This window comes from Leifsonia sp. McL0627, from assembly GCF_058244615.1.
This window is the reverse complement of the sequence record NZ_JBZCGM010000002.1, coordinates 196,223-210,727: the sequence shown is the minus strand read 5'-3', so window position 1 is coordinate 210,727 and position 14,505 is coordinate 196,223. Positions and strand designations below refer to the sequence as shown.

15 protein-coding genes and 1 pseudogene are annotated in these 14,505 nt (G+C 70.5%); 7 read left to right on the top strand and 9 right to left on the bottom strand.

Annotated elements, in window-relative coordinates; all coding sequences use genetic code 11:
* Positions 1-74: 74 nt before the first annotated feature.
* Together AC37TH_RS01415 and AC37TH_RS01410 are read right to left on the bottom strand one after the other, a co-directional pair.
* Positions 75-946 (bottom strand): annotated as a pseudogene (locus AC37TH_RS01415) (VOC family protein).
* 42 nt (positions 947-988) lie between these two features.
* A complete protein-coding gene (locus AC37TH_RS01410; protein WP_490762567.1) occupies positions 989-1,576 on the bottom strand; it encodes a TetR/AcrR family transcriptional regulator in 588 nt (195 codons plus the stop codon).
* Between the two features lie 107 nt (positions 1,577-1,683).
* On the opposite strand from AC37TH_RS01410, the gene AC37TH_RS01405 reads away from it, so the two are divergent.
* Positions 1,684-3,576 carry a heavy metal translocating P-type ATPase gene (locus AC37TH_RS01405; RefSeq protein ID WP_490762566.1) on the top strand — a complete coding sequence of 631 codons (1,893 nt, stop codon included), beginning with the start codon at positions 1,684-1,686 and terminating at the stop codon, positions 3,574-3,576.
* On the opposite strand, the gene AC37TH_RS01400 is transcribed toward AC37TH_RS01405, so the two are convergent.
* The 4 genes from AC37TH_RS01400 to AC37TH_RS01385 form a co-directional block, all read right to left on the bottom strand.
* A complete protein-coding gene (locus AC37TH_RS01400; protein ID WP_490762565.1) occupies positions 3,536-4,147 on the bottom strand; it encodes a VOC family protein in 612 nt (203 codons plus the stop codon). The two genes, AC37TH_RS01405 and AC37TH_RS01400, sit on opposite strands and share 41 nt — an antisense overlap.
* Positions 4,148-4,238: 91 nt before the next feature.
* Positions 4,239-5,150, bottom strand: a complete 912-nt coding sequence (locus tag AC37TH_RS01395; RefSeq protein ID WP_490762564.1) for a phosphoribosylaminoimidazolesuccinocarboxamide synthase — start codon at positions 5,148-5,150, stop codon at positions 4,239-4,241.
* Between the two features lie 29 nt (positions 5,151-5,179).
* The gene (locus AC37TH_RS01390) at positions 5,180-5,923 is read right to left on the bottom strand and encodes an SDR family NAD(P)-dependent oxidoreductase (protein ID WP_490762563.1); all 744 of its coding nucleotides are present in this window, start codon (positions 5,921-5,923) and stop codon (positions 5,180-5,182) included.
* Positions 5,920-6,633 (bottom strand): hypothetical protein, encoded by a 714-nt coding sequence (locus AC37TH_RS01385; RefSeq protein ID WP_490762562.1) that lies wholly within the window; start codon positions 6,631-6,633, stop codon positions 5,920-5,922. Before AC37TH_RS01385 ends, AC37TH_RS01390 begins: the two co-directional genes overlap by 4 nt.
* Positions 6,634-6,686: 53 nt before the next feature.
* Here AC37TH_RS01385 and AC37TH_RS01380 point away from each other — a divergent pair, with 53 nt between their 5' ends.
* A complete protein-coding gene (locus tag AC37TH_RS01380; RefSeq protein WP_490762561.1) occupies positions 6,687-7,202 on the top strand; it encodes a MarR family winged helix-turn-helix transcriptional regulator in 516 nt (171 codons plus the stop codon).
* A 17-nt stretch (positions 7,203-7,219) separates the two neighbouring features.
* Here the strand turns inward: AC37TH_RS01380 and AC37TH_RS01375 are convergent, their stop codons facing one another.
* Together AC37TH_RS01375 and AC37TH_RS01370 are read right to left on the bottom strand one after the other, a co-directional pair.
* Entirely contained in the window at positions 7,220-7,588 is a 369-nt protein-coding gene (locus AC37TH_RS01375; protein ID WP_490762560.1) for an SHOCT domain-containing protein, read from the bottom strand.
* Positions 7,589-7,596: 8 nt separating this feature from the next.
* Positions 7,597-8,025, bottom strand: coding sequence for a DUF6325 family protein (locus AC37TH_RS01370; RefSeq protein ID WP_490762559.1), 429 nt, complete (start codon positions 8,023-8,025; stop codon positions 7,597-7,599).
* Between the two features lie 215 nt (positions 8,026-8,240).
* Between AC37TH_RS01370 and AC37TH_RS01365 the strand changes: the two genes are divergently transcribed.
* Positions 8,241-9,485: an FAD-binding protein gene (locus AC37TH_RS01365; protein ID WP_490762558.1), complete on the top strand. Its 1,245-nt coding sequence runs from the start codon at positions 8,241-8,243 to the stop codon at positions 9,483-9,485.
* A 102-nt stretch (positions 9,486-9,587) separates the two neighbouring features.
* Here the strand turns inward: AC37TH_RS01365 and purD are convergent, their stop codons facing one another.
* Positions 9,588-10,847, bottom strand: a complete 1,260-nt coding sequence (purD, locus tag AC37TH_RS01360; RefSeq protein ID WP_490762557.1) for a phosphoribosylamine--glycine ligase — start codon at positions 10,845-10,847, stop codon at positions 9,588-9,590.
* A gap of 33 nt (positions 10,848-10,880) precedes the next feature.
* Between purD and AC37TH_RS01355 the strand changes: the two genes are divergently transcribed.
* The 4 genes from AC37TH_RS01355 (at position 10,881) to purM (ending at position 14,419) form a co-directional block, all read left to right on the top strand.
* A complete protein-coding gene (locus tag AC37TH_RS01355; protein WP_490762556.1) occupies positions 10,881-11,237 on the top strand; it encodes a sterol carrier family protein in 357 nt (118 codons plus the stop codon).
* A 78-nt stretch (positions 11,238-11,315) separates the two neighbouring features.
* Positions 11,316-11,675 carry a hypothetical protein gene (locus AC37TH_RS01350; RefSeq protein WP_490762555.1) on the top strand — a complete coding sequence of 120 codons (360 nt, stop codon included), beginning with the start codon at positions 11,316-11,318 and terminating at the stop codon, positions 11,673-11,675.
* Positions 11,676-11,696: 21 nt separating this feature from the next.
* Positions 11,697-13,271 (top strand): amidophosphoribosyltransferase, encoded by a 1,575-nt coding sequence (purF, locus tag AC37TH_RS01345; RefSeq protein ID WP_490762554.1) that lies wholly within the window; start codon positions 11,697-11,699, stop codon positions 13,269-13,271.
* A gap of 26 nt (positions 13,272-13,297) precedes the next feature.
* Positions 13,298-14,419, top strand: a complete 1,122-nt coding sequence (gene purM, locus AC37TH_RS01340) for a phosphoribosylformylglycinamidine cyclo-ligase (protein ID WP_490762553.1) — start codon at positions 13,298-13,300, stop codon at positions 14,417-14,419.
* Positions 14,420-14,505 lie beyond the last annotated feature (86 nt).

Genomic DNA, 14,505 nt, shown 5'->3' with positions numbered 1-14,505 from the left:
GATGCGTTCGCGCATCCGGTAGCCGCTCGCCCCTCCTCGGGGCGGGCGGCTTCGTCGTTCAGGAGACGCGTCGTTCAGGCGACGACGCGCACCGCGTTCGCCCACGGGTCGTCGAACGTGACGGACCGGCCGTCGTCGCGGGTCTGCACGCCGTAGTGCCGCATCCGCTCGGTGAGCTCGCCGAGGTCGTCGGCCGTCGGCACGTGGATCTCCACCTCGCCGAGGCCGAGCGCGAGGCGGCGGGGGCCGGCGCCTCTGCTGTTCCAGGTGTTCATCGCCATGTGGTGGTGGTAGCCGCCCGCGCTGACGAACAGCGCCTGATCGCCGAGTGCTGCGGTCGTCTCGAAGCCGAGACGGTCGACGTAGAACGCGCGCGCCGCCGCGACATCGCCGACGGAGAGGTGCACGTGGCCGACGACGGCGTCGCCGAGGCGCTCGTCTCCGGCGGTGTCTGCGATGGCTGCCGCCCGCTCGGTGAGGTGCTCGCCGAGGAAGCCGTTCGGGTCGAGGTAGAGGGTCGCCATCTCGACCTGGCCGTGGGTCCAGCTCCACTGGCTGCGGTCGCGGTCCCAGTAGAGTTCGACGCCGTTGCCCTCCGGGTCGGTGAAGTAGAAGGCCTTGCTGACGAGGTGGTCGGCGCTGCCGGTGAACGTTCCTGGGGCGCGGCGCGCAACGGAGTACACCGCGGTGGCCAGCGTCTCCTCGCTGTCGAACAGGATCGCCGTGTGGAACAGCCCGGCGTCGCGGGGTCCGGCGTGGCGGAGTTCGGGAGCGTGCTCCAGGATCACGATCGGTGTGTTTCCCGGCCGAGGATCGTCCGGCCGCCCTCCTGCGCGAGAATGCTGAGTGTGACGGCGTCGCGGTAGTAGGCGGTCATGGCGTCGAGGTTCGCGACCCTGAGGGTCACGGCCCCCATCGCGGAGTCGGAGGGGAGCAGGTCGGTCATACCTGTCTCAAACGCGGGGGACGGCTGTGATATTCCATAACATCACGCCCACATCCCGCGGTACTCGTCCGCAAGGATCGCGCGAGCGGCCGACGGCGTGAGCGCCGGATAGCGCCCGACCAGATGCGTGGCGAGTCCATCGGTGAGCGCCCGCATCCGGTCTGCCACCCGCCGGATGTGGTCGGGGTGCGTCTGGGCGGGTGCCGCGTCGGCGACGATCCCGTGGATGATCGCCAGCATCGTGGCGTCAGAGTCGCGCTTCACCGGCGCGAGCTCGTCATCGGCGAGAGCGGCCCCCGCGAAGACCAGCCAGACTTCCATCTCCTCCCGGCGCTCCGCGTCGAGCGGCAGGAACTGTTCGAGCAGCGACGCCCCGCTCGCCCCGTCCGGCCCCGCCTCGGCGACGATGGCCTGGATGCGCCCGGTCGCCCTCTCCATGACCAGCCGCATGGCGAACGCCACCGCGTCGGACTGCCGGGGGAAGTAGTGTCGCAGCGAGCCGAGCACCATCCCGGCCTCGGCGGCGACGGTGCGCGTGCTGACAGCGTTGATCCCGTCGCGGCGGACGATGCGCCAGACGGCCTCGGCGATGTGGCGGCGTCGCTCGTCGGGTGACTCCGTTGTGCGCATGCCCGCCACGCTAGTCCTCCCTGGCTGCAGGCGTGGGAGGTTGCGGCGGCTCGGCCGGTGGTTGTCGCCCCTGGCGGCGCGAGGGGCCGATCGGCAAGACTGGCGGCATGTCCCGCCTCTTCCGCTTGGCCCGCCGATACTGGGTCGTCACCCTGACCATCGTGATCGGGCTGGTCGGCATCGCGCTGGCACTCGGGGGCGCAGGCGCCGCCGTCCAGTGGCTGTTCAGCGTGTACGCGCTCGCCATCGCCGCGTGGCAGGCGGTCGGGATGGTGCGCGCGATGCTGCGCCGGGAGTTCGGCCTGGACATCCTCGCGGTGACGGCCATCGTGGCGACGGTGCTCACCGGCGAGTTCGTCGCAGCGCTCATCGTCGTGCTCATGCTCACCGGCGGCGAAGCGCTGGAAGACTATGCCAACCGGCGCGCCAAACGAGAACTGGATGCGCTGCTCAAGCGTGCTCCGCAGCTCGCGCACCGCGTCGAGGACGGCGGTTACGTCGACGTCCACATCGACGAGGTCGCCGCGGGCGACGTGCTGCTGGTGCGTCCGTCGGAGATCGTCCCTGTCGACGGAATACTGCTGTCGGAGGAGACGACCGTCGACCAGTCGTCCATCACCGGGGAGAGCGTTCCGGTCGAGAAGCACGCGGGCGACAGCATCCTGAGCGGTGTCATCAACGGGCAGGCGGCCGTCGAGCTGCGCGCGACGGCGACCGCGTCGGCCAGCCAGTATCAGCAGATCGTGGCGCTGGTCACGCAGGCGGCGGAGAGCAAAGCGCCCGTGGTGCGGCTGGCGGATCGTTTCGCCGTGCCGTTCACCGTCTTCTCCCTGGCGCTCGGCGCGGTCGCCTGGCTGGTCAGCGGCGACCCGGTGCGGTTCGCTGAGGTGCTGGTGCTGGCGACGCCGTGCCCGCTGCTCATCGCTGCTCCGGTCGCGTTCATCGGCGGCATGAGCAGGGCGGCGCGCAACGGCATCATCGTGAAGAGCGGAGGCGTGCTCGAAAGCCTGTCGACGGCGAAGACGGCCGTGTTCGACAAGACGGGCACGCTCACGCACGGGACGCCGGCGCTCACCGAGCTGAGGGTCGAAGAGCCGTTCACCGAAGACGAGCTGCTCTCGGCCGTCGCGAGTGCGGAGCAGTACTCCTCGCACGTGCTCGCGTCGGCGATGATCGACGCGGCCCGCGAGCGCGGCCTGCCGTTGGCTGAGGCCGACTCGGCGGAGGAGGCGGCGACGAACGGCGTCGTCGCGCGCCTCCAGGGAAGGGAGGTGGTGGTCGGCAAGTTCGCGTTCGTCGCCTCGCACGCACCGGATGCGCGGCGCACCGCGATCGCGCCGGGCGAACTGGCCGTCTACGTCGCCATCGACGGCCGGTACGCCGGAGCGATCCTGGCGCGCGACCGCCTGCGGGAGAACGCCAAGGCGACCATCGGCCGCCTCGCCGAGCTGGGCGTCACGCGGACGATGATCCTCACCGGTGACGCTCAGGAGACCGCCGCGCACATCGCGGCGGAACTCGGCATCACGCGGGTGCGCGCCGAGTGCCTGCCCGCCGACAAGGTGGCCGAGATCGCCGCGATCACCGAGCGGCCGGTGATCATGGTCGGCGACGGCGTGAACGACGCCCCCGTGCTCGCCGCCGCCGACGTCGGGATCGCGATGGGCGCGAAAGGGGCGACGGCGGCGAGCGAGTCCGCGGACGCCGTGATCCTGGTGGACGACATCGGCGGCGTCGCGCGCGCCGTGCAGTTCGGCAAGGACACGGTCCGCATCGCTCTGCAGAGCATCTGGCTCGGCATCGCGGTCTCCGTCGTCCTGATGGTGATCGCCGCGTTCGGCTTCATCCCTGCGACGGCGGGGGCGCTCATCCAGGAGGTGGTAGACCTGGTGACGATCCTCGCGGCTCTCCGTGCGATCGGCGGCCGACTGGATGCGGCAGAGGGCTACACCCCTGCTGTCAGCTCGCCTGATCCCACACGAAGCCGTCCGGGTCGGTGAAGGCTCCGGCGTCGCCGCCGATGGCGATGCGGTGCGAGCCGCTGCCCTCATCCGGAACGCCCGCGTCCTTGGCGAGCGCCGCCCGGCGGTAGAGGCCGAACCCCACGGTGTCCTTCGGGGTGGCGAACTGCACGTAGGTCTTGCCGAAGCTCTTGTCGACGGCCGACCCCTTGCCGGCGTAGAACGCCTTGCTCGCCACAATGTCGTCGGCGCCGATCAGCAGCACCAGCGACTCGAAGGCGCGCGTCGCAGGCCCAGTGTCCTTTTTGGCCGAGGTCGCGACCTTCCAGATGGTCCCGTCCGGAGCCTGGACGACCCCGCCGACGCCCCAGAGCGACTTGGCGACGGGCTTGAGGGTGGTCGCTCCGGCCGCGACGGCCGAGTCGATGAGGCTGTTCACGGTGGACGGCTGCGCGACGGTGAGCGAGAGGTGGAAACCACGGAACCCGCTGGTCGGCGCGTCGGACTCGCGGAGCCGGAGGAGCGACCCGAGTTCGAAGGCGGAAGCGTAGAAGCGTTCGGCGGCCGGAACGTCGGCGGCCTCGATGGTGATGTGTTGGATGCTGGTCATGTCGCCAGGCTACGAGCGGGCGGCACGGGGCCGCTTCTCGAAACCTGCTCGATCAGGAGGCGCGTTCGCTCGATCCAGCAGGAGCGTCCGCTCAGTCGCTGGTGAGGCGCTCCAGCAGTTCGCGGTAGCGCGCGGCCGTGCGCTCGACGATGTCGGCGGGCAGTGCGGGCGGCGTGCCCGTCTTGTCCCAGTTGGCGGTGAGCCAGTCGCGCACGATCTGCTTGTCGAAGCTGGCCATCCGCTCGCGCGGCGTCGTTCCCGCGGCGTAGGCGACCGCATCCCAGTACCGGCTGGAGTCGCTGGTCAGCACCTCGTCGGCGAGCGTGATCTCGCCCGTCGCGCGGTCGGCGCCGAACTCGAACTTGGTGTCGGCGATGATCACGCCGCGCGTCTCGGCGATCTCGGCGCCGCGCGCGTAGACCAGGAGGGAGAGCCGACGGAGCTCTTCCGCGACCTCCGGCCCGACGAGTTCGACGGTGCGCTCGAAGCTGATGTTCTCGTCGTGCTGCCCGAGCGGCGCCTTCCAGGCCGGGGTGTAGATCGGCTCGGGGAGCCGGTCGCCGTCGGTGAGGCCGGCGGGGAGCGGAACGCCGCACACGCTCTGCGTCTGCTGGTACTCCGCCCATCCACTGCCCGTGAGGTAGCCGCGCACGACGCACTCCACGGGGAACATGTCGAGCGGCTTGACCAGCATCGACCGCCCGGCGACCTCTGCCGGGATGCGCTCGACGGGGGTGTCCCCGTCGAGGAAGTGGTCGGCGATGAGGTGGTTCGGCACCTCGGTGAGCTGGTCGAACCACCACAGGCTGAGCGTGGTGAGCAGTTCGCCCTTGCTCGGGATGCCCGGTTCGAGCACGTGGTCGAAGGCGCTGACGCGGTCGCTGGCGACCACGAGCACGGCGTCGGTGTCGTCGAGGCCGGTGCGTCCGGCAGGCACGTAGAGGTCGCGGACCTTGCCGGAGTAGACGTGCGACCAGTCGGCCAGTGCGGGGGAGGAAGTCACGCGTCCATCGTACGGCTCGGCCGCAGTGCTCACGCCGCCTTGCCCCCGTCGACCGGCAGTACGACGCCGGTCACGTACGACGCGGCGGGCGACGCGAGCCAGCGCACGGCGGAGGCGACCTCGTCGGCCAGGCCCATGCGACCGAGCGGCATGTACCCGCCGATCCGGTCGCGCATGCTCTGTTCCAGCGCCATGCTCGGTCCGGACTCGATCGGCCCGGGAGCGACCGCGTTGACCCGGATGCCGTTGCGCGCCTCGTCGATGGCGGCCGTCCTGGTCAGGCCGACGAGCGCGTGCTTGGCCGCGGCGTACGCCGACATCCCGGGAGCGCCACTTGTCGCGGCGCTCGAAACCACGGTGACGATGGCGCGCGGTCCCTCGACTCCGGCCAGGGCGCGCAGCTCGGCGCGTAGCGCGACGGCGACGCTCCGGAAGGTGACGGCCATCACGGCGTCGAACTCGGCCAGGTCCATCGCGGCGAGCGGTGTCGGCCGGTGGCCACGGCCGACGTTGTTGACGGCGACGGAGAGGCCGTATTCGGCGGCGGTCGTGGCGACCGCCGCTTCGACGGCGTCGTCGTCCGTCGCGTCGAACGCGAACGTGCGCGGGCAGTCGACTCCGGAGGCGCGAAGCTCGGACGCCAGGCTCTCCAGGCCCTTCGCATCCCGGGCGGTGGGCACGATGGCGTACCCCTCCGCGCCGAGCTGGCGGCAGATCGCGTTGCCGATCAGGCCGTTCGCGCCGAACACGAACGCGACGGGAGCGGCGGTCATGCGCGAACCCCCTCGCGGTCGCGGTCGCGCACCTCGCGTCGATCCACGGGCAGGAGGAACCCGGCGACGATGAGCCAGGCGAGTCCGCCGAACCGGCCGATCGGCAGAAGGAACTGCAGTGGTTCGATCGCGAGCGACAGGAAGCTCAGCTCCGACAGGGCGGCGATGACGAGCCCCGTCCAGGCCAGCCAGCGCGGAAGAAGACCGAGGATCAGGGCCGGCACGGCGATCCCGGCGAGCAGCAACCCCATCCCCGTCACGAAGCCGACGCCTCCGGTGGCGAACGCGAGGAACGACAGCGTCAGCGCGACGGTGGCGTCGCTGGTGAGTTCAGGACGGCTCAGCAGGTAGGTGGCGAGCGCGGAGACCATCAGCAGGATGGACGCGGTCAGGCCGCCGGTGAACCCGATGGATGGGCCGGGGACCCGGACGCCGAGGCGTTGCAGTCTGGCGAAGGCGGTGGCGGCGAGGATGCCGAATGGGACGGCGGAGCCGAACTGCAGCATCGCGGTGACCCGGATGCTCGCCCAGTCGGCCTGGGCGTAGGCGGCGACAGCGTCCTTCCCCGCGAAGGGGGAGACGAACACGGTGCCGCCGGAGAGGGCGGCGCCGAGGAGGATGGCCCCGACGGTCAGCGCGGCGGCCACGATGGCGAGCACACCGAGGTGCGGGCCGCCGGGGCGCCGTGGCGGAGCAGTGTTTTCGTTCATGTGCAAAATGATTACACATTGTAATCGTTTATCGCAAGAGGTATTCTGAGCGAGTGACCGACGCATCCCAGCAGCGCAGAAGCCCGGCCGAGCAACGCGGCCGTTCGGCCGACGGCGTTCCTCCACGCACGGCGTTCCTCCTCGCCCAGCTCGGCGCCGCCGCGTCCGACCGGTTCGGCGAACGGGTGGCGGACCTCGGGCTGAGCTCCCGTGACGCCGGGGTGCTTCGCGTCGTCGGACGTGCCCCGGGGATCAGTCAGAAAGACCTCGCGCACCGGCTCGACACCGTCCCGAGCAGGCTGGTCGCCCTCATCGACGACCTCCAGGCGCGCGGGCTCGTCGAGCGCACCCGCAGCGAGTCCGACCGGCGCAACAACGAACTCGCCCTCACCGCAGAGGGAGAGCGGATGCTCGGCGAACTCCGCACGGTCGCAGAGGCGCACCAGGCCGACGTGCTCGCGCCGCTCGACCAGCAGGAGCAGCGCACGTTCGCCGCACTGCTCGGCAAGCTCGCCGGAGAATCCGGCATGTCAGCTGATGGGCATCCCGGATACTCGCGGCGCGGTTGACCCCGCTGAGGTGACGATCAGGCCAGCAGCTTGGCCTTCGCCGCCGAGAACTCGGCGTCCGACAGGATGCCCTGATCGCGCAGACCGGCGAGCTGCTGGAGTTGGCCCATCAGATCGGTGCCGCCACCGGCGGGCGCGGCCGCTGCGGGGGCTGGGGCGGCGAGCGCCTGTGCCTGCTGCTGCTGAGCGACGGCCTGCTGCGCAGCCGCATCCATCTGCGCCTGCTGCTGCTGGGCCTGGTATTCGGCAGCCTGCTGCTGCTCCATGGCGTTCTGCTGCTGGTGCCGCTGCATCCCGCCGCTGACAGCGGTGGCGGTTCCTGCGACGACAGCGGTGCGTGCGGCCAGCCCGAGCAATCCGGGGCGGCCTCCTCGACGTAATGGCATGATGTCTCCTACTCTTCGAACGCTTCGGCCAGGACGGCGTTGACCACGGGCGCGGGGATGCGCTCGGCGTGCACGACGCTTCCGCCCGCCGCGAAGAACTTGCTGGCGAGGTCCTTCGCCCAGAGGTGCTCGAGCACCAGGATCGCGCCGGACGTGCCGGGGAGGAGGAGGTCGGCGATGTCGTCGACATCTTCCGCGCCCGCGATGCCGCTCGCCTCCAAGGTGATCTCGGTGAGGCCGTATTCGTCGCCGACGTCCTCGAACTCGACGATGTCGATCTCGCCCTCGAGCGAGCGCGAGACGAACAGCAGGTCGAGGATGCGGACGCTTCCGGATCCGATCAGGTCGATGATGGCCTGGACGACCCCCGGCGACGGCCGATCGCCCTCGAATTGAGCGACGATGAACTCTGCGGGGCCGTACTCGAATTCGGCCATGGTGTGCTCCCTCCGTGCCGGCTCGTCCGACAAGCGTCACGCTACTCGCGGGGGTGAACCGCGCACAATGACTGCTTTTCTGTGGGAGGCGATTCGGGGCATCCTGGATTGGAAACTTTTCCTAATCCGGCGGCGACACTTTCGCGATGTGCACGTTCACACGGGTGTCAGACTGGACAGCGCGAGTGACGAGACCGGTGCAAGGAAGGACCATCGTGGACGAGACGAACTGGGCGGGGAACTACAGATACCGGGCGGCGACCATCGCGCGTCCTGAGACGCTGGACGAGTTGCGCGACCTCGTGACCTCGGCGGAATCGGTCCGCGCCCTCGGCAGCAGGCACTCCTTCAACGACCTGGCCGACGACGACCGCCTCCTGGTGAGCACCGCGGCACTGCCGCCCGCGATCCGGATCGACAAGGCGGCCTCGACCGTCAGTGTCGGCGGCGGCGTCCGCTACGGCGACCTCGCCCGCGAGTTGCAGAGTGCAGGATGGGCGCTGCACAACCTCGCGTCGCTCCCGCACATCTCCATCGCCGGCGCCATCGCGACGGCGACGCACGGCTCCGGCGACAGGAACGGCAACCTCGCCACGGCGGTCAGCGGGCTGTGCATCCTGCGGGCTGACGGAGAGTACGTCGACCTGCGCCGCGGCGACCCCGGATTCGACGGGGCCGTGGTCTCGCTCGGCGCCCTGGGCGTGGTCACCGAGGTGACCATCGACATCCAGCCGACGTTCGACGTGCGGCAGCGGCTGTTCGGCGGCCTGCCCTGGGAGGCGGTGACCGAGCGGTTCGACGAGATCACGTCCGCCGCATACAGTGTCTCCCTCTTCACCCACTGGGACGAGGACGCGGTCAGCCTCGCCTGGCTCAAGGAGCGCGCCGACCAGCCGACCGACATCGGCGACGACTTCTTCGGCGCGACGGCGCTCACAGAGGCCCGGCACATGATCGCGACGATGGATGTGCGCAACACCACGGAGCAGCTCGGCGTCTTCGGCCCGTGGAGCGAGCGGCTCGCCCACTTCCGGTTCGAGTTCACGCCGTCGAACGGTGCGGAGATCCAGTCCGAATACCTCGTCCCGCGCGCGAACGCGGTCGAGGCGATCCGCGCGGTGCGGGAGCTCGCCCCGCTGATCGCGCCGCTCCTCCTGGTGTCCGAGATCCGCACTGTGGCGGCGGACGACCTGTGGCTGTCGAGCGCGTCCGGCACGGATGCGGTCGGCCTGCACTTCACCTGGCAGCGAGACCAGGCCGGGGTCGAGGCGATCCTGCCGGCGCTGGAGGCCGCGCTGCTGCCGCTCGGAGCACGCCCGCACTGGGGCAAGGTCTACATCGACGCCGGCAACGTCGTCCCCGGCCTCTACCCGCGCCTCGACGCGTTCCGCGCCCTCGCCGACTCCTTCGACCCTTCCGGCGCCTTCCGCAACCCCTTCCTCACCCGCCTCCTCGCCTAACCCCCGCCCCCGGATAATCGAGTCGGGACTTATGCACGCTCGCAGCGGCGTGTCGCGTGCATAAGTCCCGACTCGATTATCGGGGGACGGGAGTGGTGCGGGTCAGTCGGCGACGCGGGCGGCGATGTCGGTGCGGTAGTGGGCGCCGGGCAGGTGGATGAGGGAGACGGCCTCGTATGCGCGGGCGCGGGCCTCGGCGAAGGTGGTGCCGCGGGCGACGACGCTGAGGACGCGGCCGCCGGTCGCGAGCAGCGCGCCGGTCTCCTCGTCGCGGGCGGTCGCGGCGTGCGCGATGGTCACCTCGGGGACGGCCGCAGCAGCCTCCAGCCCGGTGATGGGGCGGCCGGTCCGCGGCGCCTCCGGGTAGCCCTCGCTGGCGAGCACGACGGTGACCGCGGTGTCCAGCGCGAACTCCGGACGCGGGACTCCGGCCAGCGCACCGGTCGCCGCGGCGAACAGCAGCGTCGACAGCGGCGTGACCAGTCGCGGAAGGACCACCTGCGTCTCCGGGTCGCCGAAGCGTGCGTTGAACTCGATGACCCGGATGCCGCGGCTCGTCATGATCAGACCGCAGTAGAGCAGGCCGATGAACGGCGTCTGCTCCTTCGCGAGCTCGCGCACGGTCGGCAGCGCGACGGTGTCGATGACCTCGTCGACGAAGTTCTCGGGCAGCCACGGCAGCGGTGAGTACGCGCCCATGCCGCCGGTGTTCGGCCCTGCGTCGCCGTCGAGCAGGCGCTTGTAGTCCTGGGCGGGGGAGAGCGGGAGCACGTTGTGGCCGTCGCTCACGAGGAACAGCGACACCTCCTGGCCGTCGAGGAACTCCTTGATCAGCACGCTGCCGTGAAGGAGCCAGTGCGTTGCGTGCTCCACAGCCGCCTCCCGGTCGGAGGTCACCAGCACGCCTTTGCCCGCCGCGAGCCCGTCCGCCTTCACCACATACGGTGCGCCGAACGCGTCGAGCGCCTCCTCCGCCTCCACCAACGTGGATGCACGCACCGCGCGTCCCGTGGGAACGCCGGCCGCGTCCATGATCCGTTTGGCGAAGGTCTTCGACCCCTCCAGCTGCGCCGCGACCTTGCCAGGCCCGAACACCGGGATGCCGCGGGTGCGCAGCGGGTCGGCGACTCCGGCGACGAGCGGCGCCTCCGGCCCGATCACCACGAGCTCGATGCCGTTCTCGATCGCGTACTCGGTCACGGCTTCGCCGTCGAGCGGGTCCAGCCGTGGCTCGACCGCGACCTCAGCCGCGATCCCGGCGTTGCCGGGGGCGACGACGATGTGGTGTTCGGCCTCCTCGCTCAGCAGCGACGTGACGATGGCGTGCTCGCGTGCACCGGAACCCAGGACCAGAATCTTCACGCGACCAATGGTAGAGGCTGCGAGGATGGAGGCATGGCCAGAGCGAAGATCCCGGATGCGGAGGGCGGCCCCGCCGTCCGTGCTGCGCTGGCGGGCGGGGCGGACCGCAACACCACCGCGACGGCCGTGCGGTACCTGTTGCAGCTGCTCGCGGAGCGCGCTCCGGGCAACACGGTCGAGGTGCGCGTTCCTCCGTTCGGGGCGACCCAGTGCATCCCGGGGCCGCGTCACACCCGCGGCACCCCGCCGAACGTGGTCGAGATGGATGCGCCGACCTGGCTCGCGGTCGCGGGCGGCGGCACCTCCTGGGCGGACGCCGTCGCCTCCGGAGCGGTGCACGCGTCCGGTCAGCGCGCCTCCCTCGACGGGCTCGTGCCGCTGCGCTTCTGATCGGGCGGTTCTGATCGGGCGGTTCTGATCCGCCCGATGCGTTCCGACCTCACAGTAAAGGTGAGGGACAATGGATGCATGAGTCAGGAGAACGACGAACAGACCACGGTCACCGAGAGCTCGGTGCTCGTGCGGCGCTCGCCGCGCTACTTCCGGTTCATGCTGGCCGGCGCGATCCTGTTCGCGATCGTCGCCCTCATCCTCACGTTCGCCTTCCCGCCGAACCCGACGTACGATCGCGGCAGCGTCTTCGGATTCCTGCTGGCGATCGGCGTGGCCGTCGGGGTCACGATCGGTGCGGTCATCGCGCTGGTCCTGGACCGGGCGACGAACCGTCGGGCGCGCACCGTTCAGGCGGATAGAATCGACGTGCGTTCCACCCCCGGCGAACAGCCGGAGGACGGCGACGCAGGCACCCGCACATCCATCGAGAGCTAATTCCCTGAAGGGGGTTCCGGTTTGTCCGGAGGCGACGGTCTTCTCAGTCACGATCTACTTCCCGGCGAGAAGGGTCCGCAGGATGCCTGCGGTGTCTTCGGCGTCTGGGCACCTGGCGAGGAAGTCGCCAAACTCAGCTACTTCGGTCTCTACGCGTTGCAGCACCGCGGCCAGGAGTCCGCGGGCATCGCGACCAGCGACGGGTCGAAGATCCTCATCTACAAAGACATGGGTCTCGTCTCGCAGGTCTTCAATGAGAATGCGCTGAACTCGCTGCCCGGCCACATCGCGGTCGGTCACACCCGCTATTCGACGACCGGCGCCTCCAGTTGGCAGAACGCGCAGCCGACGCTCGGCAGCACAGCGAGCGGCACGGTCGCACTCGGCCACAACGGCAACCTGACCAACACCGCCGAGCTGATGCAGCTGGTGCACGAGCGCTACCCGGAGCACGACGGCGAGCTGACGCGCGGCAACACCACGGACACCGCGGTCATCACTGCCCTCCTCACCGGCGACCTCGACCACACGCTCGAAGCGACCTCGCTCGAACTCCTCCCGCGTCTGCGCGGCGCGTTCTGCCTGGTCTACATGGACGAGCACACGCTCTACGCCGCCCGCGACCCGCAGGGCGTCCGCCCGCTGGTCCTCGGCCGCCTGGAGCGCGGCTGGGTCGTCGCGTCCGAGACCGCGGCGCTCGACATCGTCGGCGCGAGCTTCGTGCGCGAGGTCGAGCCCGGCGAGCTCATCGCCATCGACGAGAACGGGCTGCGCAGCCAGCGGTTCGCGGAGGAGAAGCGCGCAGGCTGCGTCTTCGAGTACGTCTACCTCGCGCGTCCGGACACCACCATCGCTGGCCGCGGCGTCCACGAGGCGCGCGTCGAGATGGGCCGCCAGCTGGCGAACGAGCACCCCGTCGAGGCCGACCTCGTCATCCCGACCCCGGAGTCCGGCACTCCGGCGGCCATCGGGTACGCGCAGGCGTCCGGCATCCCGTTCGGCCAGGGTCTGGTGAAGAACTCCTACGTCGGCCGCACGTTCATCCAGCCGTCGCAGACCATCCGTCAGCGTGGCATCAAGCTCAAGCTGAACCCGCTGAAAGAGGTCATCAAGGGCAAGCGTCTGGTGGTCGTCGACGACTCGATCGTCCGCGGCAACACGCAGCGCGCGCTCGTCTCGATGCTCCGCGAGGCCGGTGCGGCCGAGGTGCACGTGCGCATCTCCAGCCCGCCCATCACCTGGCCGTGCTTCTACGGCATCGACTTCGCCTCCCGTGCCGAGCTCATCGCGACCGGACTGGGCGTGGACGAGGTGCGCCAGTCGATCGGGGCGGACAGCCTCGGCTACCTCTCCGAAGACGGCATGATCGCCTCGACCGAGCAGCCGCGCGAGCGCCTGTGCACCGCCTGCTTCACCGGCGTGTACCCGATCGAGCTCCCGGATGCGCACCACCTCGGCAAGAACCTCCTCGAACGCCCGGAAGCCCCGCGCGCCGAGGGTGAGGGTGCTGCCGCCGATGGATGCGATCCAGGCCCGGATGCGGAATTGGAGAGCGTGCTGCTTCCGACGTTCGGAGACCCTGGGCGTAAGGAGTAGCGGCTGCCCCCGGTTACGATTGACCCGTGACCGATCAGCCCGCATCCACGTCCGCCTCCTACGCCGAAGCAGGCGTCGACACCGCAGCAGGTGACCTCGCCGTCGAGCTGATGAAGTCGGCCGTCTCCCGCACGCACGGCCCGAGCGTCCTGGGCGGTGTCGGCGGGTTCGCCGGGCTGTTCGACGTGTCGTTCCTGAAGCTGTTCGACCGTCCGCTGCTGGCGACGTCGACGGACGGCGTGGGCACCAAGGTGGCCATCGCGCAGGCGATCGACAAGCACGACACCATCGGCCAGGATCTGGTCGGCATGGTCGTCGACGACATCGTCGTGGTCGGCGCGAAGCCGCTGTTCATGACGGACTACATCGCCTGCGGCAAGGTGGTGCCGTCGCGCATCGCCGACATCGTCGCAGGCATCGCCCGCGCCTGCGAGGCGACGGGCACCGCGCTGGTCGGCGGCGAGACCGCCGAGCACCCAGGGCTGCTCGGACCGGACGACTACGACGTGGCGGGTGCGGCCGTCGGCGCCGTCGAGGCCGACGCCGTGCTCGGAGCCGACCTGGTGCGGGACGGCGACGTCGTCATCGCGCTCGCCTCCTCCGGCCTGCACTCGAACGGGTTCTCGCTGGTCCGCCACATCCTGGCGAAGAACAGCATCGGCTTCACCGACCACTCCGACGATTTCGGCGGCACGGTCGGCGAGGCACTGCTCGAACCGACGCGCCTCTACACCGGCCCGCTGCTGCGGGTGCTCGGCGAGCCGTCGCTTGCGGGTGCCATCCACTCGCTGAGCCACGTCACCGGCGGCGGGATCGCGGCCAACCTCGCGCGCGTGCTGCCGGTCGGATCCTGGGTGGAGGTGGACCGCGCGAGCTGGTCGCCGAGCCCGGTGTTCCGCATCCTGAGCGACCTTGGCGGCGCCACCCTGGAGTCGAGCGAGGGCACCTGGAACCTCGGCATCGGGATGTTCGCGGTCGTCGCGGCCGAGGCCGCCGACCAGGTGATCGCGGCGATCGGCGTGGACGGCATCCCGGCCTGGCGCGTCGGTGCCGTCTCGACGTCCGCCCGCGACCTCGCGGGCTTCGAGCAGGGCGCGAAGGGCGTCGACGGCGGCGCGGTGCGCCTCGTCGGCGCGTACGCGAGCTAGCGCCGCGCGCCGCTGTCGCGCCGCGCGCCGCTGTCGCGCCGTCGCGCGGGCGCGCGCCGCGCGCCGCTGTCGCGCTGTCGCGCTGT